21 protein-coding genes are annotated in these 25,385 nt (G+C 72.0%); 7 read left to right on the plus strand and 14 right to left on the minus strand.

All coding sequences use genetic code 11. The features are described 5' to 3' along the window. The first annotated feature begins 55 nt into the window (after positions 1-55). A complete protein-coding gene (locus ABZT06_RS15555) occupies positions 56-1,996 on the plus strand; it encodes an RICIN domain-containing protein (RefSeq protein WP_355740380.1) in 1,941 nt (646 codons plus the stop codon). 6 nt (positions 1,997-2,002) lie between these two features. Here ABZT06_RS15555 and ABZT06_RS15560 read toward each other — a convergent pair whose 3' ends face one another. The 3 genes from ABZT06_RS15560 to ABZT06_RS15570 form a co-directional block, all read right to left on the minus strand. Continuing rightward, positions 2,003-3,259 carry an SLC13 family permease gene (locus tag ABZT06_RS15560; RefSeq protein WP_355740855.1) on the minus strand — a complete coding sequence of 419 codons (1,257 nt, stop codon included), beginning with the start codon at positions 3,257-3,259 and terminating at the stop codon, positions 2,003-2,005. 89 nt (positions 3,260-3,348) lie between these two features. After that, a complete protein-coding gene (locus tag ABZT06_RS15565; RefSeq protein ID WP_355740382.1) occupies positions 3,349-4,008 on the minus strand; it encodes a DUF4232 domain-containing protein in 660 nt (219 codons plus the stop codon). A 67-nt stretch (positions 4,009-4,075) separates the two neighbouring features. Continuing rightward, positions 4,076-6,457, minus strand: a complete 2,382-nt coding sequence (locus ABZT06_RS15570) for a SpoIIE family protein phosphatase (protein WP_355740384.1) — start codon at positions 6,455-6,457, stop codon at positions 4,076-4,078. Positions 6,458-6,726: 269 nt separating this feature from the next. Here ABZT06_RS15570 and ABZT06_RS15575 point away from each other — a divergent pair, with 269 nt between their 5' ends. Both ABZT06_RS15575 and ABZT06_RS15580 read left to right on the plus strand, forming a co-directional pair. After that, positions 6,727-9,825 carry a glycoside hydrolase family 2 TIM barrel-domain containing protein gene (locus ABZT06_RS15575; protein ID WP_355740386.1) on the plus strand — a complete coding sequence of 1,033 codons (3,099 nt, stop codon included), beginning with the start codon at positions 6,727-6,729 and terminating at the stop codon, positions 9,823-9,825. Between the two features lie 145 nt (positions 9,826-9,970). Beyond that, complete coding sequence (locus ABZT06_RS15580; protein WP_355740388.1) at positions 9,971-12,214, plus strand: glycoside hydrolase family 9 protein; 2,244 nt, start codon at positions 9,971-9,973, stop codon at positions 12,212-12,214. Here ABZT06_RS15580 and ABZT06_RS15585 read toward each other — a convergent pair. The 3 genes from ABZT06_RS15585 to ABZT06_RS15595 all read right to left on the minus strand — a co-directional run bounded on the left by ABZT06_RS15585 (position 12,159) and on the right by ABZT06_RS15595 (position 15,617). After that, positions 12,159-13,688: a cytochrome bc complex cytochrome b subunit gene (locus ABZT06_RS15585; RefSeq protein ID WP_355740390.1), complete on the minus strand. Its 1,530-nt coding sequence runs from the start codon at positions 13,686-13,688 to the stop codon at positions 12,159-12,161. The genes ABZT06_RS15580 and ABZT06_RS15585 overlap by 56 nt on opposite strands. Beyond that, positions 13,685-14,596: an RNA polymerase sigma factor SigJ gene (sigJ, locus tag ABZT06_RS15590; protein ID WP_355740392.1), complete on the minus strand. Its 912-nt coding sequence runs from the start codon at positions 14,594-14,596 to the stop codon at positions 13,685-13,687. The genes ABZT06_RS15585 and sigJ overlap by 4 nt, the downstream gene beginning before the upstream one ends. 298 nt (positions 14,597-14,894) lie before the next feature. Next, entirely contained in the window at positions 14,895-15,617 is a 723-nt protein-coding gene (locus ABZT06_RS15595; protein WP_355740394.1) for a 2OG-Fe(II) oxygenase, read from the minus strand. A 151-nt stretch (positions 15,618-15,768) separates the two neighbouring features. Here ABZT06_RS15595 and ABZT06_RS15600 point away from each other — a divergent pair, with 151 nt between their 5' ends. The 3 genes from ABZT06_RS15600 to ABZT06_RS15610 all read left to right on the plus strand — a co-directional run bounded on the left by ABZT06_RS15600 (position 15,769) and on the right by ABZT06_RS15610 (position 18,572). Further along, on the plus strand, positions 15,769-16,014 hold the full coding sequence (locus ABZT06_RS15600) for a hypothetical protein (protein WP_020117150.1): 246 nt from the start codon (positions 15,769-15,771) through the stop codon (positions 16,012-16,014). A 3-nt stretch (positions 16,015-16,017) separates the two neighbouring features. After that, positions 16,018-16,395 (plus strand): hypothetical protein, encoded by a 378-nt coding sequence (locus ABZT06_RS15605; RefSeq protein WP_007386606.1) that lies wholly within the window; start codon positions 16,018-16,020, stop codon positions 16,393-16,395. Between the two features lie 560 nt (positions 16,396-16,955). Further along, positions 16,956-18,572, plus strand: coding sequence for an RICIN domain-containing protein (locus ABZT06_RS15610; protein ID WP_355740397.1), 1,617 nt, complete (start codon positions 16,956-16,958; stop codon positions 18,570-18,572). A gap of 59 nt (positions 18,573-18,631) precedes the next feature. Here ABZT06_RS15610 and ABZT06_RS15615 read toward each other — a convergent pair whose 3' ends face one another. Genes ABZT06_RS15615 through ABZT06_RS15625 form a run of 3 tightly spaced genes read right to left on the minus strand, consistent with a single transcriptional unit; the run spans position 18,632 to position 21,164 of the window. Continuing rightward, a complete protein-coding gene (locus ABZT06_RS15615; protein ID WP_355740398.1) occupies positions 18,632-19,801 on the minus strand; it encodes a lactate 2-monooxygenase in 1,170 nt (389 codons plus the stop codon). Between the two features lie 57 nt (positions 19,802-19,858). Continuing rightward, a complete protein-coding gene (locus ABZT06_RS15620) occupies positions 19,859-20,554 on the minus strand; it encodes an alpha/beta fold hydrolase (RefSeq protein ID WP_355740399.1) in 696 nt (231 codons plus the stop codon). 46 nt (positions 20,555-20,600) lie between these two features. Continuing rightward, positions 20,601-21,164 (minus strand): hypothetical protein, encoded by a 564-nt coding sequence (locus tag ABZT06_RS15625; protein ID WP_355740401.1) that lies wholly within the window; start codon positions 21,162-21,164, stop codon positions 20,601-20,603. A 321-nt stretch (positions 21,165-21,485) separates the two neighbouring features. Between ABZT06_RS15625 and ABZT06_RS15630 the strand changes: the two genes are divergently transcribed. Further along, positions 21,486-21,917, plus strand: a complete 432-nt coding sequence (locus tag ABZT06_RS15630; RefSeq protein WP_355740403.1) for a protease inhibitor — start codon at positions 21,486-21,488, stop codon at positions 21,915-21,917. 149 nt (positions 21,918-22,066) lie between these two features. Here ABZT06_RS15630 and ABZT06_RS15635 read toward each other — a convergent pair whose 3' ends face one another. Genes ABZT06_RS15635 through ABZT06_RS15655 form a run of 5 tightly spaced genes read right to left on the minus strand, consistent with a single transcriptional unit; the run spans position 22,067 to position 25,216 of the window. After that, positions 22,067-22,276 carry a CDGSH iron-sulfur domain-containing protein gene (locus ABZT06_RS15635; RefSeq protein ID WP_355740405.1) on the minus strand — a complete coding sequence of 70 codons (210 nt, stop codon included), beginning with the start codon at positions 22,274-22,276 and terminating at the stop codon, positions 22,067-22,069. Beyond that, positions 22,257-22,943 carry a HemK2/MTQ2 family protein methyltransferase gene (locus ABZT06_RS15640; protein ID WP_355740407.1) on the minus strand — a complete coding sequence of 229 codons (687 nt, stop codon included), beginning with the start codon at positions 22,941-22,943 and terminating at the stop codon, positions 22,257-22,259. The genes ABZT06_RS15635 and ABZT06_RS15640 overlap by 20 nt, the downstream gene beginning before the upstream one ends. Beyond that, on the minus strand, positions 22,944-23,957 hold the full coding sequence (locus ABZT06_RS15645) for an iron-containing redox enzyme family protein (RefSeq protein ID WP_355740409.1): 1,014 nt from the start codon (positions 23,955-23,957) through the stop codon (positions 22,944-22,946). Positions 23,958-24,014: 57 nt separating this feature from the next. Beyond that, on the minus strand, positions 24,015-24,185 hold the full coding sequence (locus ABZT06_RS15650) for a hypothetical protein (RefSeq protein ID WP_355740411.1): 171 nt from the start codon (positions 24,183-24,185) through the stop codon (positions 24,015-24,017). A gap of 23 nt (positions 24,186-24,208) precedes the next feature. Next, positions 24,209-25,216 (minus strand): Ppx/GppA family phosphatase, encoded by a 1,008-nt coding sequence (locus ABZT06_RS15655; protein WP_355740413.1) that lies wholly within the window; start codon positions 25,214-25,216, stop codon positions 24,209-24,211. Positions 25,217-25,385: the final 169 nt, after the last annotated feature.

Consider the following 25,385-nt stretch of genomic DNA (forward strand, 5'->3'; position numbering starts at 1 on the left):
CACCCATTGGTATGGACTTATGCAATGCAGCATGCCCTCGGGAGGAAATGCCGCCGTGAATGACGCAGGCCTGTCGAATTCCCCGTCTCCGGTTCGCCCGTACGACGTCACGGACGAGCAGCTGAGCGCCGAGCTCAAGAAGTGGAGCGGCACGACGCCGGCCCTGCAGCCCGTCGGTGAACTCCTCGACCGGCACTGGGAAGCCGCCTTCGCCTACGCGCGGTTGTGCACCGACGGCCCCCGCCCCGCGGGCATGCTCACCACGGCCGCTTTCACCCGCCTCTTCGGCGAATCCCTGCGCCACACCGGGCCCACCGCCGCGTGGCGGCCCCATCTGCTCGTCACCGTCCGCCGGATCGCGGCCGAGTGGGACGCCGACGGCCGCCGGGAGATGCTCCACCCCGCGCTGAGAACCGAGGCGGGCGGCGACCGAGCCGCTGCCCGCCTGCTGCCCCCCGCCGAGCGGCGTCTGCTGTCCGGTGCCTTCCAGCGCCTGCAGCAGTCCGCCCGCTGTCTGCTGTGGCACACCGAGGTCGAGGCTGAGCCGCTCGGCGTCCCCGCGGCCCTGCTCGGCCTCGACGAGGAAGATGCCGGCGTCGAACTCCGCCGGGCCCGCGAGCGGCTGCGCGAGGAGTGCCTCCAGGTCCACCGCGAACTCGCCCCCGAGCAGGAGTGCCGGCACTATCTGCGGCTGCTCGACGTGACCTACCGGCGTGGCGGTGTCGAGCTCGACCCCGATCTGCGCGAGCACCTGGAGCGGTGCAGGCACTGCCTGCACACCGCCGACCAGTTGCACCAGTTCAACGGGCAGCTCGGTCTCGCGCTCGCCGAGGCGGTGCTCGGCTGGGGTGCCGCCGCCTATGTGCAGTCTCGGCTGAGCGCCGACGACGCGGGAGCGGCGCGCGAGGCCCAACAGCACGCGCCGGCCAGGCCGTTCGTCGCGGAGGCCTTCGGCGTTCCGATGCCCTTCAACGCCCCGGGCCAGGACGCCGCCGCTTCCGGCGGGCCCGCTCCCGCCGACCCGCCGCCGGCCGTCCCCGGCCCCCGCGTCCGGGCGCGCTCCGCCTCCCGCCGCTCGAGTCACAAGGCCGCCCGCCGCACCTCCCGCCGCAACCTCACCGCGGCCGTCCTGACGGTCAGCGGGCTCGTCGTCCTTCCTCTGGTCATGTGGTCCTCGTTCCACTCGGACGGCAACGGCCCCGCCGACGCCGCCCCCACCGAGGCGCCCGGCTCCGACACCGCCTCCTCGACCGGCGACCCGTCGTACGCCGGGGCGAGTGAAGAGCGCCAGGGCGACCTGCGCGGCCGCCTGCACAACGTCGAGTCCGGGCTGTGCGTCGGCGTCGTCGGCGAGAAGATCGCCCAGGGAGCCGAGACCGCACTCGCCAAGTGCTCCGCGGCCGAGGGCCAGCAGTGGACGTACGAGACCGACGGACTCCTGCGCAGCGCCACCGACCCCGATCTGTGCCTGGACTCCCGCCTCGGCTTCTCGGTGCGGCTCGCGACCTGCACGGGCGCCACCGCCCCGGACGCCAAGGACATCCGCTACGACTTCACCCTCCAGGGCACCCTCGTACCGCGCTGGAACCAGGACCTGGCCCTGACCCCGGCCGCCACCGACGGATCCGGCGCGCTGGTCCTGAAGAACCGCGACGAGGGCCCCGCCCAGCGCTGGGTCTTCGACACCTCGAAGACCGACCCCCAGATGGAGGCGGTCAACTGGGACGCGGACACCAGCCCCACGCCGACCACGAAGTCCGCTCCCGCGCCCTCCGAAACGCCGACCCCCACCCCGAGGACGACCGTCTCCCCGACGCCCGTCCCCACACCGCCGAGCATCCCGTCCCCCAGCGACCCCTGCGCCACCAACCCGTACTACTGCTCCTGGGGCGGCCAGAACCCCGGCGCTCCCGGCCCCGGCCCCGGGTACGGCTACGGCGGTGGCTACGGGTACGGCGGCGGGTACGGAGGCGGCGGCTACGGGGGCGCGCGCTGACCCCGCTCAGGCTCCGACGAGCTGAAGCGAGCCCCACAGCGCCACCACCGCGGCGGCGAGCGCGGTCGGCACGGTCAGCAGGCCGAGCCGGGTGAACTCCCCGAGCCCGACCTCATGGTCGTGCCGGTGCAGGATGCGCCGCCACAACAGCGTGGCCAGCGACCCGGCGTAGGTGAGGTTCGGGCCGATGTTCACCCCGAGCAGCACCGCGAGGACCGCGCCGGGCCCGGCCGCGGCGGTGAGCGGCAACAGGACCAGGACCGCGGGCAGGTTGTTGATCAGGTTCGCCAGCACGGCGGCCAGCGCGGCGATCCCCAGCAGCGCCACGATCCCCGTCCCGCCGGGCAGGACGTGCCGCAGGGCGTCGGCGAGCCCGTTGTCGACGACCGCGCGCACCACGATGCCGAGGGCGAGCACGAACGCCAGGAAGGCCGGCGCCGCCGCCCGCACCACCGCAACCGGGGTGGCCTTCCTACGGACGAGCGCGCGGCCCGCCAGCACCAGCGCCCCCGCGCACGCCACCCAGGCCGGGTCGACGCCGAACGCGGAGGCCACCACGAACCCGGCCAGTGTGCAGCCGACGGTGACCAGGGCGAACAGCGGCAGCGCGGGCTCCTCGGACGGCTCGGGGGAGTGGTCGACGACGGTGAGGTCGGTTTCGAAGAAGCGCCGGAACACCGCGTACTCGACGGCGATCGCCGCCAGCCAGGGCAGCGTCATCAGCAGCGCGAACCGGGTGAAGCTCACCCCGCTCGCCTCGAAGGCCAGCAGGTTGGTGAGGTTCGACACCGGCAGCAGCAGCGAGGCCGTGTTCGACAGGTGGGCGCACGCGTAGACGTGCGGCTTCGCCCGCGCGCCCATCCGGGAGGCGGTGACCAGGACCACCGGCGTCAGCAGCACCACGGTGGCGTCCAGGCTGAGCACCGCCGTGATCGCGGACGCCAGCCCGAACACCCCGGTCAGCAGCCGCCCGGGCGAGCCCGCCGCCCGGCGCGCCAGCCAGGCCCCGCAGGCGTGGAACAGCCCCTCGACGTCACAGAAGTGGGCGAGCACCAGCACCGCGGCCAGGAATCCGACCACCGGCCCCAGCCGCTCGGCCTCCGCCCACGCGTGGTCGGGGGAGATCGCCCCGGTCACGACCGCGAGCGCGGCCGCCGGGACCGCGACCACGGCCTCCGGCCAGCCGAAGGGGCGGACGACCGCCCACACGAGTACGGCGACGAGCAGGGCGACGGACAGGGCTTCGGCGAGCGGGGTGTTCAGGGCGGTTCCTTCGGAGGGCGGGCAGATCGTGCCGGGTCATGAAACCAGGCCAGGGTAAGAACCCTCCCGATACCCCCGACCCCGCCCGTTCAGGCCCCGGTGCCCGCGCTGAAGGGGATGAGCCGCACCGACGACTCGTTGCCGGACACCGGGACCTCGCCGCCCTTCCAGGTCACCTTCAGCGGGTCCTCCTCGTCCGGCGGGGTCACCACAAGGGCGGCAGGGGTGGCCGTGGCAGCCCCGCTGACCTCGGGGTTCGCGAAGGACAGTCCGGCCCACGCGCTCTGGCCCGGTGCCAGCTTCACGGTCTCCGGTCCGGTGGAGGAGCGCTCGGGGTCCGGGCCCAGCTGCTTGCCGGACGCGTCGACGAAGGCGGTGCCCGGATAGCCGTACAGCGTGCAGGTGCGGCTCGACGTGTTCGTCAGCACGACCGGGAAGTTCTCCTGCCCGGCGCCCGGGTCGTTGCGGCCGACGGAGGCGCTCAGTTCGGAGGTGTGGCAGCGGGTGCCCGCCGCCGGGGACGGCGGTGCGGACGGGGTGAGGGAGTTGCTCACCGCGTCGGTCGGCACACCGCTCGGCGCACTGTTGGACGCTGTCGAGGTGCCGGTCGCGGGCGCCGCCGTGCCCGACTCCGTGCGCGGGGCGCTCGGCGTGCCGTCACCGCTGCCGCAGCCCGCCAGCAGGCCGAGCAGCGCGACCGAACTCGCGAGCACCGACGCCCGCCGCACAACCAGGGACCTGTTCGTCATGTCTCCACACTCCCGGAGATTCCACGCACGCGCGCGTACAAAGTCCGCCGAATCTTCAGGGGCCGGATCACTCCAGGTCGAGGAGCCCGATCTCCGCCCAGATCGTCTTGCCGTCGGCCGTGTGCCGACTGCCCCACCGCTGGGTGAGCTGCGCGACCAGGAGCAGCCCCCGGCCCCCCTCGTCCCAGGTCTTGGCGCGCCGCAGGTGCGGGGCGGTGTGGTTGGTGTCGGAGACCTCGCAGATCAGCGTGGTCGCGTCATGGATGAGCCGCAGCCGGATGGGGTGGGCGCCGTACCGGATCGCGTTCGTCACCAGCTCGCTCGTCACCAGTTCGGCGGTGAACGACGCCTCGGTCAGCTCCCAGCGGCCGAGCTGCTGGACGACCTGCTTGCGCACGGGCGCCACCAGCGCCGGGTCGGCGGGGATGTCCCAGGTCGCCACCTGGGAGGCGGGAAGGCCCTGGGTGCGGGCCATCAGCAGGGCCACGTCGTCCGTGGAGCCGCCGGACGGCAGCAGCGCGTGCAGCACCCGGTCGCAGCTCTCCTCCAGGGAGTCGGAGGGCACGGCCAGGGCCTCGCACAGCAGCGCGTGACTGGCGTCCATGTCCCGTTCCCGGGACTCGACGAGCCCGTCCGTGAACAGGGACAGCACGCTCCCCTCGGGCAGGGCCAGCTCGGCGGACTCGAACGGCAGCCCGCCCACGCCCAGCGGCGGCCCCGCGGGCAGGTCCACCGGGCGGGCCGGCCCGCCCGGCGTCAGCATCACGGGCGCCGGATGCCCGGCCCGGGCCAGGGTGCAGCGCCGCGACACCGGGTCGTACACCGCGTACAGACAGGTGGCCCCGACCTCACCCGGACTGCCCTCACCGCCTGCCTCCGCGGACAGCCGTACGACGAGGTCGTCGAGGTGGGTGAGCAGTTCGTCCGGGGCCAGGTCGATGTCGGCGAGGGTGCGGACTGCGGTGCGCAGCCGGCCCATCGTCGCCGAGGCCTGGATGCCGTGCCCGACCACGTCCCCGACGACCATCGCGACCCGCATCCCCGACAGCGGGATCACGTCGAACCAGTCGCCGCCCACCCCGGCCCGCGCGGCCGGGAGATAGCGGGAGGCCGCCTCCACGGCGGCGGTGCGCGGCAGGGAGCGGGGCAGCAGACTGCGCTGGAGGGCGAGGGCGGTCTCACGCTCGCGGGAGAAGCGGCGGGCATTGTCGATGCAGATCCCGGCGCGCGCGGTGATCTCCTCGGCCAGCAGCACGTCGTCCGGGGTGAAGGGGTCGGACCGGTGGTACCGGGTGAGGACCGCGACGCCGAGGGTCTGGCCGCGGGCCTGGATGGGCACGGACATCGTGGAGTGGACGCCGTACTGCTTCACCCGCTCGGCGCGTGTGGTGTTCCAGTTCAGCCACTGGTCCAGGCGCCCGGAGGCGACCGTGGCGACGATGGTGCGGCCCGCCGTCAGCGAGTCGGCCTGTGGAGAGGTGGCCGGATACAGCTCGCTGTGCCCGGGCTTGATCACCGCAAGCGGGTTGCCGGGTTCCACCGACTGGTGCGCGGCGCGACGCAGCTCGACCGGTGCGGAGATCGCCGTCGGGCCCTCGCCGTTCTCCTGCGAGTCCAGCAGGTCGACGCTGACGAAGTCGGCGAGCGCCGGAATGCACACGTCCGCCAGCTCCTGGGCCGTGCGGGTGACGTCGAGGGTGGTGCCGATGCGCACACTCGCCTCGTTGACCAGTTGAAGCCGCTCCCGGGCGAGGAAGTTGCCGCTGAAGTCATGGGCGGCCAGGCACACGCCCCGCACCCGGCCCGCCGGGTCGGTGACCGGCGCCATCCGGGCCAGCCAGGGGTGTGCGCGGTCTTCGCCGCCGGTCCGCATGTACGTCTGCACGTCCTTGGGCCGCCCGGTGGTGAGCACGTGCAGCAGGTGCTCCTCCAGCTCCTCGCTCTGCTGCTTGCCGCCGATCTCGGACAGCCTGAGGCCCTGGATGCGCTTCTCGGGCAGTCCGATCACGTCGGCCATGGCGTCGTTGATCCGGCGTAGCCGCAGCTGCTCGTCGTATACGGCGACGGCGCACGGCGACTGCGTCAGGGCGGCCGTGCTCAGCGGGTCGTCGGGGGAGTGGAGGCCGTCGGGGTCCAGCGGGGTGACCACGAGCCAGTGTCCCGGGCCGCCGTCCGGCGAGTGCTGGTGGTGGGCGAGCAGCCAGGCCGAGACGGCCGTGCCGTCGCGGTGGCACAGGGTGAGTGTGCCGTCCCAGCGGGCGCCCACGGGCCCGGCGGGCACCTTTTCGCCCCCGTTGACCAGGAGGTTCACCGCTGGTCTGCCCACCACCTCGGCGGGTGCCCAGCCCAGCAGCCGCTGCGCGCCGGCGTTCCACGCGACCAGCGTGCCGTCCTCACCGACGACAGCCCGGGCCGTCGGCGCGTCATCGAACGGGTACACGAGGGTCATCGTCGCCACTCCATTGCGCGCACTCTCAGTGAACGAACACGTCACTTGGGTTCCAAGCCTAGTGCGTCGTGCTCGCAGGCGAACGACGAACCCCAGTGCACGCCCGGCCCCGCGGTCGGACCGCCGTCAAGAGGCAATTCCGGCCGAGGTGACAGCTGGGTCACAAGCAGCTCACCGGGCCCTTGACGGCCGCAACTGGCTCACCGTCAGATTGTGTTTGTTCACGATCAGTTGTGAGTACTTCTGGGCCCGGATGAGGGAGAGCCGCCATGACGGTCACACGCAGATCGGTTTTGCTCGCTTCCACGGCCGCACCGGCCGCGGGCGTGCTGTCGGCCACCCCCGCGGCCGGTGCGGCCGGGTCCGCCGGGAGCGCGTCCGGCCGCCGCACCGTCGCGCTGCGCGGCGGCTGGCGCTTCGCGCTGGTCAACCCGGGCGGGATCACCGACCCGACCGGGGAGTACGCGGACGCCGCCGCCCCCGGCTACGACGACTCGAGCTGGCGTGAGATCGCTGTCCCGCACGACTGGAGCATCGAACTCGCGCCGACCACCGAGAACGGCACCACCAGCGGCACCGGCTTCTTCCCCGGCGGACTGGGCTGGTACCGCCTCGCCTTCACCCTGCCGGCCGCTCTCGCCGGCCGGCGGATCTCGGTGGAGTTCGACGGCGTCTACATGGACGCCTACGTCTACTGCAACGGCACCGAGGTGGGCCGCCACCCCTACGGCTACACCGGCTTCGCCCTCGATCTCACCGACCTGCTCCACACCGACGGCACCACCGAGAACGTGATCGCGGTCAAGGTGCAGAACCGGCTCCCCAGCAGCCGCTGGTACTCGGGCAGCGGCATCTACCGCGAGGCGCGCCTGGTCGTCACCGACCCGGTGCACGTGGAACGCTGGGGCACCCGCGTCACGACCCCGGAGATCACCGGGGAACGGGGCCTGGTCCGGGTGGCGACGTCCGTGGTGAACGCGTCCGGCACCGGCGCCGACGTCGAGGTCGTCACCCGGATCGTCGACCCCCGCGGCCGTACCGTCGCCCGTACGTCCTCCACGGTCACCGTCACCGGCAGGGCCACCGAGACCCATGAACTGACGGTCCGCGAGCCGCGGTTGTGGGACTTCGGGACACCGCACCACCGCTACACCGTACGGACCGACCTGCGGGTCGGCCGCACCACGACGGACACGTACAGCACCCCCTTCGGCTTCCGCACCTTCCGCTTCGACCCGGACGAGGGCTTCCACCTCAACGGCACTCACCACAAGATCAAGGGCGTCGACCTCCACCACGACCTCGGCGCCCTCGGCGCGGCCGTCAGCCTCGACGCGATCCGCCGGCAGATGACCATCATGAAGTCGATGGGCGTCAACGCCTTCCGCACCTCCCACAACCCGCCCTCCCCGGAGATGGTCCAGGTCTGCGAGGAGCTCGGCATCGTGATGCTGGTGGAGGCCTTCGACTGCTGGAAGAGCCCCAAGACCCGCTACGACTACGGCCGGTTCTTCGACGAATGGTGCGAGAAGGACGCGACCGAGATGGTCCTCGCGGCCCGCAACTCACCCGCGGTGCTGCTGTGGTCGATCGGCAACGAGATACCCGACTCCACGTCCACCGCCGGGCTCGCCATGGCCGACCGGATCATCACCGCGATCAAGGCCGTGGACGACACCCGCCCGCTGATCATCGGTTCCGACAAGTACCGCCGCCTGCCCGCCAAGGGGTCCGCGGCCGACCTGATGCTGGCCAAGCTGGACGGCCTCGGCCTGAACTACAACACGGCCAAGTCGGTGGACCAGTTGCACGCCGCCTACCCGCACCTCTTCCTCTTCGAGTCCGAGTCGTCCTCCGAGACCTCGACGCGGGGCGCCTACCAGGAACCCGAGCACCTCAACACCGGCGAGAACCACACCCCCGGCAGGCGGGAGACCTCGTCGTACGACAACAACCTCGCCTCCTGGACGATGAGCGGCGAGTACGGCCACAAGAAGGACCGGGACCGCAAGTGGTTCGCCGGGCAGTTCCTGTGGTCCGGCATCGACTACATCGGCGAGCCCACGCCGTACGACGTCTTCCCGGTGAAGGCGTCCTTCTTCGGCGCCGTCGACACGGCCGGCTTCCCGAAGGACATGTACCACCTCTTCCGCAGCCAGTGGACCGACGAACCGATGGTCCATCTCGTTCCCATGACCTGGAACCACGAGGAGGGCGACACGGTCGAGGTGTGGGCGTACGCCAACGTCCCCGAGGTCGAACTGTTCCTCGACGGCACGTCCCTCGGCACCCGGCGCTTCGACACCAAGAAGACCACCGACGGCCGGGCGTACCTGGAGACCACGGAAGCCACCGGCGACGACAAGACCTTCACCGACGGCCCCTACCCCGGCAGCTACACCAGCCCGAACGGCAGCGCGGGCAAGCTTCATCTGACGTGGAAGGTGCCGTACGCGCCGGGTGAGTTGAAGGCCGTGGCGCGCAGGAACGGCAAGGCCGTCGCCACCGACGTACTCCGCACGGCCGGCCGGCCCGCCGCCGTGCGCCTCACCGCCGACCGCACGTCGCTCGCCGCGGACGGGCGTTCACTGGTCTTCGTCACCGCGGACGTCGTCGACGCCCATGGGGTGGTCGTGCCCGACGCCGAGCACCTGATCTCCTTCGCGGTCACCGGCGGCTCGCTCGCCGGGCTCGACAACGGCCGCCAGGAGAGCGCCGAGCGCTACCAGGCCAGTACCCGCACCGCCTTCCACGGCAAGGCCCTCGCGATCGTGCGGGCCGGTACCGAGCCGGGAGTCCTGAAGGTGACGGCGAGCGTGGAAGGCCTGCGGACGGGCATCGCGAAGGTGCGCTCCACCCCGGCCCGGTCGGCCGCCCTCACTGAGCCGGCCGCCTTCGCTCCAGAGCACCCGGCTCCTGCGAACCAGCCCTTCGCGGACGCCAGTTACTCCGGCCGGCCGGACACCCTCCCGGCCGCCATGCTCGACGGCGACCCCGCCACGGGCTGGTCCAACGCCTTCAGCAAGGCCGCCACCGCCCTGCTGCCCGCCTTCAGCGGCGCGCGGGCCGAGGACTGGGTCTCCGTCGACTTCGGACGGGCCAGGACCTTCGACCGGGCGGAGGTCTCCTTCACCCTGAGCGCCACCCACAGCCTGCCCGCCTCGGTCGAGGCCGCGGTGTGGGACGGGAAGCGGTTCGCGCCGGTCGAGGGCGCTTCGGTCGCCTGGGCCACCGCCTCCGGCGAGCCGACGGTGATCACCTTCGGTGCCGTCCGCGGCTCCCGGCTCCGGCTCACGCTGACCAGCGCGTATCCGGGTGAGACCCGGGGCGCGGTGCGCATCACGAAGCTGGAGGTGCCGGGGAGCTGACCTCCTCGGCGGCGGTCCGGACGGGAACCCGTGCCGTCCGGACCGTTGACTGGGTGTCATGCCTGCAACAAACATGGCCTGCGACCGTCAGCTGGGAGCGCTCCCATGATGAGCGCCGCCTGTACCTCCCCCGAGGAGCCCGGACGTGAACCGACGCAGAACCGCCCTGTTGTCCCTGACCGCCCTGCTGGGAGCGGTACTTGTGGCCTCGCCGGAGTCCCCGGCCGTCGCCGACGAGGTCGAGCAGCTCAAGAACGGCACCTTCGACACCACCACCGAGCCCTGGTGGACGACCAGCAACGTCCCCGCGGGTGTCTCCGACGGACAGCTCTGCGCGGACGTGCCGGGCGGCACCGCCAACCGCTGGGACGCCGCCGTCGGCCAGAACGACGTCACCCTGGTGAAGGGGGAGTCGTACAAGTTCTCCTTCACCGCGAAGGGTTCGCCCGAAGGACACGTGGTGCGGGCGATCGTGGGGCTGCAAGTGGCGCCCTACGACACCTGGTTCGAGGTGAGCCCGCAGCTGAGCGTCTCCGGGAACTCCTACTCCTACACCTTCACCTCGCCCGTCGACACCGCACAGGGCCAGGTCGGCTTCCAACTCGGCGGCAGCGCCGACCCGTTCCGCTTCTGTATGGACAACGCCTCCCTGCTGGGCGGGGTCCCGCCCGAGGTGTACGAGCCCGACACCGGACCGCGCGTGCGGGTCAATCAGGTCGCCTATCTGCCCGCCGGGCCGAAGAACGCCACCCTGGTCACCGACGCCGTCACGAAACTGCCCTGGCAGCTGAAGAACGCCTCCGGCACCGTCGTCGCCCACGGCTGGACGGTGCCGCGCGGCACCGACGCCTCCTCCGGGCAGAACGTCCATTCCATCGACTTCGGCGCCTACAAGAAGCGCGGCACGGGTCTCACCCTGGTCGCGGACGGCGAGACCAGCCGCCCCTTCGACATCGGCACGAGCGCCTACGAGGAGCTCCGCCTCGACGCGGCGAAGTACTACTACACCCAGCGCAGCGGCATCGCGATCCGCGACGACCTGCGCCCGGGCTACGGCCGGGCCGCCGGGCACGTGAACGTGGCCCCCAACCAGGGTGACAAGAACGTGCCCTGCCAGCCCGGCGTGTGCGACTACACCCTCGACGTCACGGGCGGCTGGTACGACGCCGGCGACCACGGCAAGTACGTCGTCAACGGCGGCATCTCCACCTGGGAGGTGCTGAGCACCTACGAACGCGAGCTGCTGGCCCGCACCGGGCAGCCGGCGAAACTCGGCGACGGCACCCTCGCCATCCCCGAGAGCGGCAACAAGGTGCCCGACATCCTCGACGAGGCCCGCTGGGAGCTGGAGTTCCTGCTGAAGATGCAGGTGCCGGACGGACAGCCGCTGGCCGGGATGGTCCACCACAAGGTCCACGACGAGCAGTGGACCGGTCTGCCGCTGCTGCCGAGCGAGGACCCGCAGAAGCGTGAACTGCACCCGCCGTCCACCGCGGCGACCCTGAACCTGGCCGCGACCGCCGCACAGGCCGCCCGCCTGTACCGGCCGTACGACAAGGCGTTCGCGGCGAAGGCCCTGGCGGCCGCCCGCAAGGCGTGGACCGCGGCGCTCGCCCATCCCGACCTGTACGCCTCGGAGAGCGACGGCACCGGAGGCGGCACCTACGCCGACAGCAACGTCAGCGACGAGTTCTACTGGGCGGCGGCCGAGCTGTACCTCACCACGGGGGAGAGGGCGTTCCAGGACCAGGTGCTCGCCTCACCCGTCCACACCGCCGACATCTTCACCCCCGTCGGCTACGACTGGGCCCGAACCGCCGCCGCGGCCCGGCTCGACCTGGCGACCGTGCCGAGCAAGCTGCCCGGCCGCGACAAGGTGCGGCAGTCCGTCGTCAAGGGCGCCGACCGCTACCTGGCCACGCTGAACGCCCACCCGTACGGCATGCCGTACGCCCCGGAGGGCAACCTCTACGACTGGGGCTCCAACCACCAGATCCTGCACAACGGGATCGTCATCGCCACCGCCTACGACATCACGGGCGCCTCGAAGTACCGGGACGGCGCGCTCCAGGGCATCGACTACATCTTCGGGCGCAACGCGCTGAACATCTCGTACGTGACCGGCTACGGCGAGGTCAACTCCCACAACGAGCACGCCCGTTGGTACGCCCACCAGCTCGACCCGAACATGCCCAACCCGCCGAAGGGGACCCTGGCCGGCGGACCGAACTCCTCCATCCAGGACCCCTACGCGCAGAGCAAACTCCAGGGCTGTGTCGGCCAGTTCTGCTACATCGACGACATCCAGTCCTGGTCGACCAACGAGCACACCATCAACTGGAACTCGGCCCTGACCCGGATGGCGTCCTTCGTGGCGGATCAAGGCTGACCTGAGCATGTTCCACCAGCTCACCGGGCCGCTCGTGCGCGGTGAGCGTGTGGAGCCGGGCCTGATCGAGCGGCTGGTGCACCTCGACGTACTCACCGTGCGGCAGCCGCTTGATCACGCCGGTCTCCCGGCCGTGCAACACCAGCTCCCGGTCCCGGAGTTGGAGACCCAGGCAGACGCGCCGGGTGGCGACGAAGACGACCGCCGGGACGACGAACATCCCGATCCGCACGGCCCAGGTGACCGTGTTGATCGACAGGTGCAGCCGGGTCGCCACGATGTCGTTGCCGCCGCCCGCCAGCAGGATCAGGTACAGGCTGATCCAGGAGGCGCCGATCGCCGTACGGACCGGACGGTTGCGCGGGCGGTCCAGGAGGTGGTGCTCGCTCCTGTCCTTGGTGAACCGGGCCTCCAGGAACGGGTACACGCCGATGAAGACCAGGAGGAGCGGGAAGATCACGACGGGGATCAGGACCCCCAGGATCAGCGTGTGCCCCCACAGGGTGACCTCCCAGCCCGGCATCACCCGCACCAGGCCCTCCGCGAACCCCAGATACCAGTCCGGCTGGGCGCCCGTGGAGACCTGGTCGGCGCGGTAGGGGCCGTACGACCAGACCGGGTTGATGCTCGCCACCGCCGCGATGAGCGTGAGCGCCCCGAACACCAGGAAGAAGAAGCCGCCCGCCTTCGCCAGGTACACCGGGAAGAACGGCGTCCCGACCACGTTGCGTTCCGTCTTGCCGGGCCCCGCGAACTGGGTGTGCTTGTGGTACACGACCAGGATCAGATGGGCCACCACGAGCGCCGCCATGATGCCGGGGATCACCAGGATGTGCAGCGAGTAGAACCGGGCCACGATGTCGTGCCCCGGGAACTCGCCGCCGAACAGGAACAGCGCGAGGTACGTCCCGACGACCGGTACCGACAGGGTGGCGCCGTAGACGAACCTGAGGCCCGTGCCGGACAGCAGGTCGTCCGGCAGCGAGTAGCCGAAGAGGCCCTCGAACAGGCCCAGGAACAGCAGCGCCCAGCCGAACAGCCAGTTGACCTCGCGCGGCTTGCGGAACGAGCCGGTGAAGAAGTGCCGCATCATGTGCGTGAGCATCGCGGCAACGAAGATCAGCGCCGACCAGTGGTGCAGTTGCCGGATCAGCAGGCCGCCGCGCACGTCGAAGCTGATGTCCAGCGTCGAGGCGTACGCCTCGGACATGCGCACACCGTTCAGGGGCGTGTAACTGCCGTGGTACGTCACCTCGTTCATCGAGGGGTGGAAGAACAGTGTGAGCCACACCCCGGTCAGGATCAGCACGACGAAGCTGTACAGACAGATCTCGCCGAGCAGGAAGGACCAGTGGTCCGGGAAGACCTTGCGCAGGTACTTCGCGCCCAGGGTGCGGGTGCCGAATCGTCCGTCGAGCCAGCCGGACAGCCGCTCGCCCTTCCCCGGCTGTGCCGGGCGTTCCGTGGCGGTCACGCGTCCTCCTTCCGCATGTGCGTGAGCTTGTCGGGATTGGTGACGATGAAGAGGTTCGAGACCCGGTCGCCCTCCGGGGTGAGGTCCAGGACGATCACCGCGTACGGCGAGCCGTGCTCGAACAGCACCGCCGCGTCGTCGCCGTTGACCCGCCGGTAGCGCAGGTCCAGGTCCAGGTGCTGCGCTCCGCCGCGCTTCGCGTACCCGGTGAGCAGCCGTGCCGCCTTCTCCCGGCCGTGCACCGGTCGCAGGGCCTGCTTGCGCATCCCGCCGCCGTCGGTCCACACCGTCACGTCCGGCGCGAGGATCTCCATCAGCTCCGCGATGTCCCCGCCGAGGGCGGCCCGCACGAAACGTTCCGTCGCCTCCCGGCGGACCCGGGGATGCGCCTCGTACAGCGGACGGCGGGCGTGCACATGGGCCCGCGCGCGGTGCGCCACCTGCCGTACGGCCGCCGGGGCACGGTCGAGGATCTCCGCGATCTCGGTGTGGGCGTACCCGAACACCTCGTGCAGCACGAACACCGCGCGTTCCAGCGGGGACAGCGACTCCAGGACCACCAGCATCGCCAGCGACACGGACTCGGTGCGCAGCGCGGGGTCGTCGGCGTTCGCCTCGTCGGTCACCAGGGGCTCGGGCAGCCAGGGGCCGACATACGTCTCGCGGCGGCGGTTGACCACGGCCCGCCGCTGGAGCGCGTGGTTGACGGCGATCCGGACCAGATAGGCGCGGGGGTTGCCGATACCGCCCACACCCCGGCGCGACCACGACAACCAGGTGTCCTGGAGCACGTCCTCGGTGTCGGTGACGCTGCCCAGCATGTTGTAGACGACGCCGAACAACAGCTCCCGGTGCTCGACGAAGACACCGGTCGCCTGCTCGGCGTCGGGAACGGGGATCTCGGACATCTCGTGTGACCTCCCAGTAGCGCGCTCACTACTGCGAGGCCCGAGGGCGCCGGAATGTGACATCCGACGGCGGGAATGTGACCCACGCCTCACCCGAGCCGTCGGGGCGGTCTGGCCGATGGCGGCGGAGATGAGAGGCGGCGCCGCGCCCTGCGGCACCATTCCCTTCGACACCCAGCGCGCCACCGACGTCTTGACGGCCTGGCCGACGTCCCTGGGGAAGGCGAGGCCCACCTCCGGCGCGGGATCCGCGTCCGCCAGGCCGATCTCGTGGAGCGGCACCGGGCGGCCGAGCCGGCTAGGACGCGTCGTGGAAGACGATCCCCAGCGCGTGCCGCCGACCGGAGCGCACGACGCTCACCCCGTGCCGCATCGCCCCGGCCGACCAGCCACGCTTCGTGCGCACCGGACGTTCGCGGGTGGTGAAGACCAGACCGCGGCCCCGGGGCAGGACGGTCGCCGTGCCCCGGGACTGGGCGCGGGGCCGCTGCTCGACCATCAGGAACTCGCCGCCGGTGTAGTCGGTGCCGTACTCGTCCAGACCCACGACCACCTGGAGCGGGAAGACGAGGTCGCCGAACACGTCCCGGTGCAGCGCGTTCCAGTCGCCCGCGGTGTAGCGCAGCATGATCTGCGCCGAGCGGTCCTGCCCGGTCGCGTGGCAGCGCTCCAGCCACTCCTCCAGGGAGTCCGGCCAGGGGGCCGGGCGGCCGAGACGGGCCGCCCAGTCGCGGGCGACGGGCAGCAAGCGGGGGTAGAGCGCGGCGCGCAGGGCGGCGAGCGGGGCGGGCAGGTCGTGGGTGAAGTAGCGGTACTCGCCCGAGCCGAAGCGGTGGCGTGCCATGTCCACGGTGGTCCTGAACAGCTCCGGTTTCTCCCACAGCCGTGTCAGGTCCCGGCACTCGGCCGGCGTCAGCAGCGGTGCCGTCGGCGCGCAGCCGTGTACGTCCAACTCGGCGGCGAGGGCGGCCCAGCGGGTCTCGGCGACCCGGGCGGTGGCCAGGTCGGGGGTGACTGTCATGTCGTTTCCTCCTCCCCTTCGAGTGTGGGATGCGGCCCGCCGCACGTCCGGCGGGAACCGGACACCGTGCTCGGGCTTCTTCGGTACCGCTTGACGGCCATGTTGACCTGCACTTATTTACGGTCGAGTACCCGCGCGGTACCGTGAGGACATGCCAGCTCTCAACGTGGAGTTCAGCGATCGCGAACTAGAGGACCTGCGGCAGATCGCCAAGGAGCGCGGTACGTCGATGAAGGCCCTCGTGCGGGAGGCCGCCGCGGCCGACATCGCCCGGCACCGGGCCCTGCAGGAAGGCGCGGAAGCGTTCCGGCGGTTCTTCTCCGCCCACGCCGACGAGTTCGCCGCCGCCTTCCCCGAGGACGAACCGGCCGCCAGGGGCGCGGGGCGGGTCGGCTGACCGATGGCTTCCGTGGTCCACATCGACGTGCCCTGGCTGCTCCAGCGGCACGAAGAGGTTCTGCCCGACCAGCCCACGATCAACGACTTCTCGGCCCTCGTCGCCGCCGTGGCCCGGCACCGGGTCGACCCGCCCCGCCTCGGCGTCGACTCCGACCCGGCCTGGCGTGCCGCCGCCCTGCTGCACACCCTGGCCCTGCTCAAGCCGTTACCGTCGGCCAACGCCCGCTTCGCCTGCGCCACCGCCGTGGCCTACATGTTCGTCAGCGGCGTCGGCATCGACCCGCCCTACGGCGCCCTCGTCGACCTCGCCCGCGATCTGATCTCCGGCAAGACCGACGTGTACGGCGCGGCCGATCGGCTGCGCTCCTGGCAGATCTGAGGGCGCCCGCCCGCACCGGCAACCGGCCTGCGGCGAGATGGTCCGCAGCGAGATCAGGGTGCCCCGGCCGGACGCCGACCGCCCCGCCCCCGGGGGCCGCCGACCGAGGGCGGGAGGAACGGGGTCGGCGGCCGGGGTTTCGCGCGGGAGAGCCGCCGTCCCGCGCGGGGCCTCCGAGAAGGGCCGACTCCAGTGGACTACCGGTGACCGCCTCGGGGGAGCGTGCGCGGCGCTCCGGCGCGTGCGCGGGGTTCACACGGGGCGCACGGAATGTCGAAAGCAGGTGCGAGAGCACGCAGTTGCGAACTGCTCTGACTATCTTTCAAATGGCGCCGATGTTGCCCAGGTGCCTTGTTGGCCGTGAGTGACTTGTGCAAGGGTGAACCACCTGTGTGGGGGGCAAGGACCGGGTCGCATTCGTCCCGTGGGGAACCGGGGCGGAGAGGCGTCGGCGAATTCGTGCTTCCCACGCCCGCGCCCAAAAGGGATGCCCCTTCGGCACTCCTTTTCGGCGGGAGAGCTTCTGTGAGTCCCATGCCCGTGGGAAGGAAACCCGCTCAGTGCCAACCCCCCACCCACCGCTCCCTCCTTACCCGCCGCCCGGCGGTGCCTCCCGAGAATCCGACGAGGATCTCGCCGCCCGGCTCAGGGGCCGTCCCGACGGTGAGTCCGCCCAGGCCGTCGCGCTGCTCATGGCGCGCCACTGGAAACCGGCGCACGACTACGCGGTCATCTGCCTCGCGTCCGACTCCGATACCGCCTCCATGGTGGCCGCGGCCGCCTTTCACCAGGTCCTGGACCGGCTCGCGCTCGGCGAGCCGGCCCTCGCGCTGCGCCCCAGAACCCTCGTGGCCGTGCGGGACACGGTCAGGGAGTGGACGGCCGAGGACCGGACGACCGGTGTTCTGCCGGACCTGGTGAAACCGAACGGCGGCCGGGGTATGCGGGCCGCGAAGTCCATGACCCCGGAAAACCGCAAGCTCGCCGAGCGGTCATTCCAGTCCCTTCCCGGACTCGCCCGCTGCCTGCTGTGGCACACCGAGGTCGAGGCGGAGTCGATAGCCGTGCCCGCCGCCCTGCTCGGTATGGACACCGACACCGCGTCGGCCGCGCTCGAACAGGCGCGTGAAAAATTCCGCGAAGGATGTGTACATGCCCATCGGGAACTCGCGCCGACGAAGGATTGCCGCTTCTACAACCGTCTCCTCGACGTTCCGATTCGCCGCGGCGGAGCACTGCTGCCGGATGTCCAGGAGCATCTCGCCGAGTGCCGCTACTGCCGGTCCGCCGCGGAACAACTGAGCCATTTCGAGGGCGGCTTGGGCCTGCTGATCGCCGAGGCGGTGCTGGGCTGGGGTGCCCGCCGCTATCTCGAACTGCGCGCCGGGCGTACGCCCCAGACGGCGGCCCGCAGCCGGGGCGCCGGCCGGCACGGCGCGGGACGCCGCAGCATCCTCGCGCGCATCCCGGCTCCCGGCCGCCGCGCTCCCGGCGAGGGCGGGGGCCTGCGGTCCTCACGGACGCTGCTCACCGGAGTCGGCCTCACCTCCGCCGGCCTCCTCGCGGCCATGCTCGCCGCCGGCCTGTGGTCCCACGACGGCGGCGCCGACCCGGCCGCCTCCACCAGCGCCACCGGCGGCGGCACGGCCCCGGGCGCCGGCACCGGGACGCCGGGCACCGCCCAACTGCCCACCGCCCCGGCGGTGACCCGGCTGCGCAACGCCGCCGCCGACCTCTGCCTCGACATCCGGGGCACGGTGAAGGCGGGCGCCGGCACCGAACTCGCGGCCTGCTCGACCGAGCGGACCCAGCAGTGGTCGTACGAGGAGGACGGCCTGCTGCGCAGCGAGGCGGATCCCGAACTGTGCCTGGACTCGCACGGGGACGCGGGCGTGGTCATCCTCGGCAGGTGCGCCGACGAGAAGGCGGGGCGGGCCGACGACGTGCGCTACGACTTCACCGTGCAGGGGGAGTTACTGCCACGCTGGGACGAACAGCTCGCCCTCGCCTCCACCGGCGAGGAGCCGGGCACCGATGTCGTCGTCAAGGTCCGCGACCGCTCGGACCAGCAGCGCTGGCTGACCGACGCGGCCGCCCGCGCCAGTCCCGGCTCGCTGTCGGTCACCGGGAGCGCCGCCCCGCAGGCCCGGCCCGCTGATCTCACGGACCGGGTCTAGCGACGGTCCCCTCGCGGGTCCGCCGATGGCCGGGAGGCCTCCTCCGCGGAGGCCTCCCCTCACGTACGGTCCTCCACAAGGTCGTCGGGGCCGACCGTGGCCGGGCTCGCATGCCCCGAGAGGGCGAGCGTGAGGTCCAACTCCGCGAGCAGACAGCGGATCACGTGCTCGACGCCCGCCTGCCCGTCGAGGCCGAGGCCGTAGACGTACGGCCGTCCGAGGAGCACCGCGCGGGCGCCGAGCGCGAGGGCCTTGAAGACGTCGTCGCCGGTGCGGACACCGCTGTCGAAGAGCACGGTCAGCCGGTCCCCGACCGCCTCCACCACCCGCGGCAGCGCGTCGGCCGCCGCGACGGCCCCGGCCACCTGACGGCCGCCGTGGTTGGAGACCACGACCCCGTCCATCCCGGCATCGGCGGCCAGGCGGGCGTCGTCCGGGTGCAGGACGCCCTTGAGGACGATCGGCCCGTCCCAGTTCTCCCGCAGGAGAGCGAGGTCGGGCCAGGTCTTGCCGGGGTCCGCGAACATGCCGACGAAGTGCAGCACGGCCGCGTTCGGGTCCTCGTGCACCGGCTTGGCCAGGCCCGCCTGGAAGGCCGGGTCGGAGAAGTAGTTGGCGGTGCCCACGCCGCGCAGGAACGGCAGATACGCCTGGTCGAGATCGCGGGGCCGCCAGGACAGCAACGGGGTGTCCAGGGTGACGAACAGGGCCGTGAACCCGGCTGCCTTGGCCCGGCTGAGGAAGCTCAGGGCCACCTGCGGGTCCTTCGGCCAGTACAGCTGGAACCAGCGCTCGGCGTCCCCCATCGCCTCGGCGACCTGCTCCATCGGCGTGCTGGAGGCGGACGACAGGATGTACGGCACGCCCTGTGCCGCCGCCGCCCGGGCCGCCGCCGGTTCCGCGTCGGGGTGCATGATCGACAGGACGCCGACCGGTGCGAGGGCCAGCGGGGCGGGCAGGGCACGCCCCCACACCCGGACGGACAGGTCGCGTTCGTGGACGTCCCGCAGCATGCGCGGGACGATCCGGCGCCGCTCCAGAGCCGCCCGGTTCGCCCGCGCCGTACTGCCGTCGCCCGCGCTGCCCGCCACATAGCCGACCGGCCCCGGGCCCAGGCGCTGCTCGGTGAGATCCTCCAGCCGGGTCAGGTCGGTGGGCAGCCGGGGCACCGCGCCCGACATCCCGCTCAGATAGATCTCGTACTGGAAGTCCGCCCAGTGCTTGGCCATCCGCCGCAGCCGCCTCTCGTCGTCGGGTGCGCCGACGATATCGGTGGGCGGGTGCGGTCAGGAGGGGGCGCCCACCTCGGCGAGGATCCGGGCCAGTTCGACCGGCTGGGAGAACATCGGCCAGTGGCCGGTGTCCATCTCGACCAGCTCCCAGCGCTCGCTCTTCAGCAGCTCGGCGACGACGGGCATCGGTTCCTCGTCGTCGAGGAGGCACTTGATGTAGGTCGCCGGGAGCTGGTCCAGGGGACGGGTGAGGACGGCGGGTTCGGTGAGCGGCGCGCCCGGGTGCGGGGACGAGCGGTCGATGATCCGCTCTATCTGCTCGTCCGTCAGCCCCTGGCCGGCGTAGTAGTCCGGGCCCACCAGCGGCCAGAAGCCGTCGTTCTCCGCGATCTGCTTGCGGACGTCGTCGCTCGGCCAGCCCGACAGGAACGACTCCCCGTCGACGGGCACGCTGGAGTCCACGAACACCACCCGCGCGAGCCGGTCGCCGATCCGCTCGGCCGCCTGCCCCACGGGGACGCCCGCGTAGCTGTGCCCGACGAGCACCACCTCGCGCAGGTCCAGCCGCTCGACCTCGTCGACGATGTCCCGCACATGGGTCTGCTGTCCCGCCGTGACACCGCGCTTCTCGGCGAGGCCCGACAGCGTCAGCGGATGGGGCTGGTGCCCGGCCGCGCGCAGCTCGGCGGCGACCTCGTCCCACGCCGACGCCCCGAGCCTCGCTCCTGCCACCAGTACGAAATCAGTCATGCCCGCAACGTAGCGGACGGCACCGACAGCCCGGCCGGCGAACGTCCTATCCGGCTTCCGGGGCACCGCTGGAGGAATCGCCGGCCCCCTCGGTGTCCGGCCCCCGCTCCCGCACCCGCTGGACGTGCTCCAGGGACTCCCGCAGCTCGGCGAGCCAGTCGTCGGTGTGCTGCTGGACCAGCCGGACGCACCAGGCGAGCGCGTCGCTGCGGCTGCGGGCGACCCCGCCGGCGATCAGGGTGTCCAGGACCTGGCGCTCGGGCTGGCGCAATCGGGTCATGACGGGCGCGGCCACATGCGTGAACAGGGCGCGCTCGCCGTCGCACTCCACGCCCCAGGACACCTTGCGGCGGAACTGGTGCTCGGCCTCGCGGGCGACCTCGACGCGGTCCTCCCGGGTGCGCTCCCGGAACTCCTGGATCCGGCCCTGTACGGCCGCCTCCCGCTCGGCGGCCGAGACGTCCTCGGTGAGCCGGGGGCCGGGGATGCGGCCGATCACGGTGATCTCCTCGCGGTCGACGACCACGTCGACCAGGGCCTCGAAGAGGTCGTCGGGCAACCGGCCGGTGAACCAGCCGCGCAGCTTCTCTCGCTGTTCGTCGGTAATCATGTAATGACGATTACTCCATCGCTTCATGAACGCAAGGGGCCCGGACGATGTGCGCTCATGGCTGAAGCGGAATGTTTCAGGCCTATTGCCGAGGCGGGGTGATCAGGCCATCCGGCCGGATCGGGCGATCAAGAACCGCGCGGTTGTGGGGCTCGCCCGTTCGGATGATGTGACTTCACGCCACTGATTCAACACGCAAGGTTACTGAAACCCGTGGGGTCGATGTGAAGTTCGGGCCAGGACTCGGCAGACTCGCGCTCGCCGCTCCGGCACCGACCGAGTCGGAGGGCACACCCTCGAACCAGCGGAAGGATGCACACAATGCGGAACACCGCGCGCTGGGCAGCGACCCTCGGCCTCACGGCCACCGCCGTCTGCGGACCCCTCACCGGGGCCGCCCTCGCCGAACCGGCCGCCGCGTCGGGCCTCTACGCCCCGTCGGCCCTCGTGCTCACCCTCGGCCACGGCGAGAGCGCCGCCGCCGTCACCCCGGAACGTGCCGTGACCCTGACCTGTGCCCCGGGCTCCTCGGGCACCCATCCGGCCGCGGCCCAGGCCTGTGCCGAACTGCGTGCCGCCGCAGGGGACTTCGACGCGCTGGGGGCCGGATCCGACGCCCAGTGCACGAAGGAGTATCGCCCCGTGGTGGTCACGGTCGACGGCGTCTGGCGCGGCAAGCGCGTCTCCTACGAGCGCACCTTCGCCAACGAGTGCGCGAAGAGCACCTACGGATCGAGCGTCTTCGCGTTCTGAGAGACCGGGATCGCGTGGTGTCCGTGACCTGCCCGAGGGGCCCGCAGTTGGGGAGTGCGCCCCTTTCACGGCACCCCGAGATCCCGCACCGAGGGCCGGCGGACGGAGTGGGGCCGTCCGCCGGACCCTCGGGTCACCCGACGTGCTGTCTATGAGCGGGTCCGCTCCCGGTGGCTGGTGTCGCACCACGGATAGCGACGACTGCGCCGGCAGGTGCACAGCGCCACCCGGAAGCGGTCGGAGGCGACCGTGGTGCCGTCCTCCAGTTCCACTTCCACCGGGCCCTCCACGAGCAGTGGGCCGCGGTGCTGGATCCGGATGCGGCACGGCCGGCCGGAGTCAGAGGGGGAGTTCGGCACGGACGACCACCAGCTCTTCCTTCTCGTCGGCGGCGGAGAGCAGACCGCGCTGACGCAGCCAGTCCTTCCGGTTGCGCAGCACCGGTCCGAACGCGATGCGGTGACGGCGGGTCACGGCGGCCTTGAGGCCGGCGTCGCGCAGATGCCCCACCGTGCGTCCGGAGTCGCTCAGTTCGGAGTGCACGATCAGCAGTACTCCTCCTGGGCGCAGCAGGGCGGGTGCCTCCCGGCAGACGCGGTCCAGCACGAACCGCCCGTCGTGGCCGGCGTCCCAGGCCCGGGCCCGGCCCCGAGGCGGCCGGACGTCCGTCGGCGCCGGTACGTAGGGCGGATTGGTCAGGATGAGGTCGAAAGACCGGTCCCGCACCGGACTGAAGAGGTTTCCGCGCCGGACCTTGACCGACGCGCCGGTCAGCCAGGCGTTCGCGCGGGCCGTGCACACCGCCCGCCACGACACGTCGACCGCGGTCACCCGGCTGCCCCGGCGCGCCGCCTGGAGGGCGAGAGCACCGGTTCCGGTGCCCACGTCCAGGACATCCGCGCCGGGCGGCAGCGGTTCTTCGGACAGGGCTCCGGCCAGCAGCGCGGTGTCCTCCTGCGGGCCGTAGACACCGGGGAGGACCAGAGGAGGCATCAGTGATCTCACCTTGCCCCAGTACCCCGGCATTCAGGAAATATGGTGGATTTCGGGAAGCCGGGGTGTGCGCAGGGACGAGCGTCCGTCGGCCCAGTCGCGCAGCAGGCGGTCGGCGAGCCGGTCCTCCACATGTCCGGTGACGTCGATACCGAAGGCGACGTCCGCGGCGAGGTGCGGTTCCTCGGCCAGCAGACCGCCGATCACCTCGTGGCGTACGACCTGTTCGTGGACGGCGTCGGCCTCGACGTGCTCGTCGTAGAAGTGCTCGGCGGCCGGTCCGGCGCCGGTGCGGCGCATCGCCTCGGCGAGTCGCCGGGAGCCGGGTGAGGAGGTGATCTCGACCGCCGCGAAGTGGCCCACGAGAGCTCCGCGCAGGCTGCGATGCAGGCCCAGCAGGGACATGAGGTTCACCGTCGCGAGCATCTCCGCGCAGGCCGCGTCCAGGTAGTGCCCGTACGTCGTGTCCAGGCCCAGGTCCGTCATCAGGTTCGCGAAGAGCAGGGCGTGGACGCGGTCGGCGCGGCCGCCGCCGAACTCGTCGAACTCCACCGCGGCCATGCCCGCCTTGGCACGGCCCCACAGCCGCGGCAGCACCCAGGCGTGCGGGTCGGCCTCCTTGAGGTGGTAGAGCGAGCGCTGGGCCGCGTACTCACGCACCTGCCACAGTTCGCCCTCCTTGCTCAGGAAATGGCTGACTCCAGTGCCGTCGATGGGCTCCACCAGCAGCCCGGCGAGCGCGTCCTCGACGCTGTCGCGGACCGGGGTGTCCGTGCGCAGGGCGGACAGGAAGCGGTGTTCCAGGGCCGCCCTGGTACGCAGCAGGGCGGGGTCCCACTCGTGGTCGGCGAAGACGCCCGCGAAGCCGCGGTAGTGCAGTTCGTAGCAGAGGTAGAGGGCCAGCTGGAGGTCGTCGCCGTACACGTCCGCGCTCGCGACGGTCTCGTGCGGCGGCAGCGGTCCGGCGCCGAGCAGATACTCCTGGACTGCGGCGGAGACCGGGCCCCGGGCCGGCGGCAGCTGTGGTTCTCGTGGGTCCTGAGGCATGGCCCCCGGGTACCCGGGCGGCGGCGGGTCACCCCTGCCCGCCCGGGCCTCTCCAGGTCACTCGCCTGCGGATTCCTCCTGGGCGCGCTCGTTGGGGGTGGTCGCGTCGCCGCCCTCGCCCCGGTGCGCCCGCTTCCCGTCGGAGTCCTCGACGCGCTTCTCGGCGTCCTCGAACTCGTGCAGAACCTCGTCCAGGGCGCTGTCGGGCTTCTTGTTCGTCTCCGGCACGGTCGTCTCCTTCTCTCGGTCGTTCAGGTGGTGGCCGCGATACGCAGGGGTACCGGCTCGGGGGGAACGGTGTCCTCCTCGTTGCGGCGGGCGATCTCGGCCCACCAGGAGGCGCCGTCCTCGATGTGCCGCAGCAGGACTCCCTCGCGGATCGCCCAGGGGCAGATGGTGACGGTCCTGATGCCGGTGAGTTTCATCGCCGTGTGGCCCACCACCGCACCGGCCAGGCTCTGCGCGGCGCGCGGAGCGGAGATGCCGGGCAGTTCGGCCCGCCGCGCGGCCGGGAGGGCGGCCAGGCACCCGATGGCCTCCCGCAGGTCCGCCCGGTGCATCCGGCGTTCCGCGAACGGTCCGCGCCGCCCGGGCGGGGTCCCGCACAACCGCCCCAACTGCTCGAAGGTGCGTGAGGTGGCCACCGCGGTGCGCGGTCCCTCCCAGCGGATCCGTGACGCCACGTCCCGCAGCTGGTGGCGGACCTTGCGGCGCAGTGCCCGCACGAGCTCCGCGGGCGGCGGATCCTGCCCGTCGAAGAACTCGTGGGTCAGCCGGCCCGCCCCCAGCGGCAGCGAGGCCACGTAGTCCGGCAACCGGCCGCGTCCGAAGGCGACTTCCAGGGACCCGCCGCCGATGTCGAACAGCGCGAGCGGCCCCGCACGCCAGCCCATCCAGCGCCGCGCCCCGAGGAACGTGAGCTCCGCCTCCACCTCGCCGGGCAGGGTGTACAGCCCGATGCCCGTGCGGGTGCGGACGGTGCGCAGCACTTCCTGCCGGTTCGGCGCGGAGCGCACCACCGCGGTGGCGAAGGCCAGCGGCCCTGCCGCCCCCCACCTGGCGGCGGTCCGGGCAGCTCCTTCCACCGCCTCCACCAGGCGTTCCACGGCCTCCTCGGGGATCGGCCCGCCCGGCCGCACATGATCGGCGAGTCTCAGCCGCCACTTCGCCGTGTGCACCGGCAGTGGCACCCCGTCCTCGGCGTCCGCCACCACCAGACGCACCGTGTTCGACCCGACATCCACCACGCTTATTCGCATGGCCCTGTGGGTACCCACGCAGAACGCTTTCACGTCCGCCGTTCCGACGGGCCGTCGCTCTCCGCCACCGTCCGGGCACCGCCTGTCGGCGGCGGTGGCGAAGGGCGCGAGAAGGGCCGCCGTCTCCCTGCTGACGGCGGCCCTTGGGACCTGCGGCTCCTGCGCGGCG

Origin of the sequence: Streptomyces sp. NPDC005483, assembly GCF_040606035.1 — a bacterium.
GTDB lineage: Bacteria > Actinomycetota > Actinomycetes > Streptomycetales > Streptomycetaceae > Streptomyces.

Excerpts from the sequence above, each read along its gene's own strand:
- ABZT06_RS15645 (WP_355740409.1), bottom strand. The coding sequence starts at position 23,957 with ATGCCTCAGGACCCACGAGAACCACAGCTGCCGCCGGCCCGGGGCCCG.
- ABZT06_RS15625 (WP_355740401.1), bottom strand. The coding sequence starts at position 21,164 with ATGATTACCGACGAACAGCGAGAGAAGCTGCGCGGCTGGTTCACCGGC.
- ABZT06_RS15570 (WP_355740384.1), bottom strand. The coding sequence starts at position 6,457 with ATGACCCTCGTGTACCCGTTCGATGACGCGCCGACGGCCCGGGCTGTC.
- ABZT06_RS15615 (WP_355740398.1), bottom strand. The coding sequence starts at position 19,801 with ATGGCCAAGCACTGGGCGGACTTCCAGTACGAGATCTATCTGAGCGGG.
- ABZT06_RS15655 (WP_355740413.1), bottom strand. The coding sequence starts at position 25,216 with ATGCGAATAAGCGTGGTGGATGTCGGGTCGAACACGGTGCGTCTGGTG.
- ABZT06_RS15640 (WP_355740407.1), bottom strand. The coding sequence starts at position 22,943 with ATGCCGGGGTACTGGGGCAAGGTGAGATCACTGATGCCTCCTCTGGTC.
- sigJ (WP_355740392.1), bottom strand. The coding sequence starts at position 14,596 with ATGTCCGAGATCCCCGTTCCCGACGCCGAGCAGGCGACCGGTGTCTTC.
- ABZT06_RS15565 (WP_355740382.1), bottom strand. The coding sequence starts at position 4,008 with ATGACGAACAGGTCCCTGGTTGTGCGGCGGGCGTCGGTGCTCGCGAGT.
- ABZT06_RS15620 (WP_355740399.1), bottom strand. The coding sequence starts at position 20,554 with ATGACTGATTTCGTACTGGTGGCAGGAGCGAGGCTCGGGGCGTCGGCG.
- ABZT06_RS15605 (WP_007386606.1), top strand. The coding sequence starts at position 16,018 with ATGGCTTCCGTGGTCCACATCGACGTGCCCTGGCTGCTCCAGCGGCAC.
- ABZT06_RS15600 (WP_020117150.1), top strand. The coding sequence starts at position 15,769 with ATGCCAGCTCTCAACGTGGAGTTCAGCGATCGCGAACTAGAGGACCTG.
- ABZT06_RS15595 (WP_355740394.1), bottom strand. The coding sequence starts at position 15,617 with ATGACAGTCACCCCCGACCTGGCCACCGCCCGGGTCGCCGAGACCCGC.
- ABZT06_RS15630 (WP_355740403.1), top strand. The coding sequence starts at position 21,486 with ATGCGGAACACCGCGCGCTGGGCAGCGACCCTCGGCCTCACGGCCACC.
- ABZT06_RS15575 (WP_355740386.1), top strand. The coding sequence starts at position 6,727 with ATGACGGTCACACGCAGATCGGTTTTGCTCGCTTCCACGGCCGCACCG.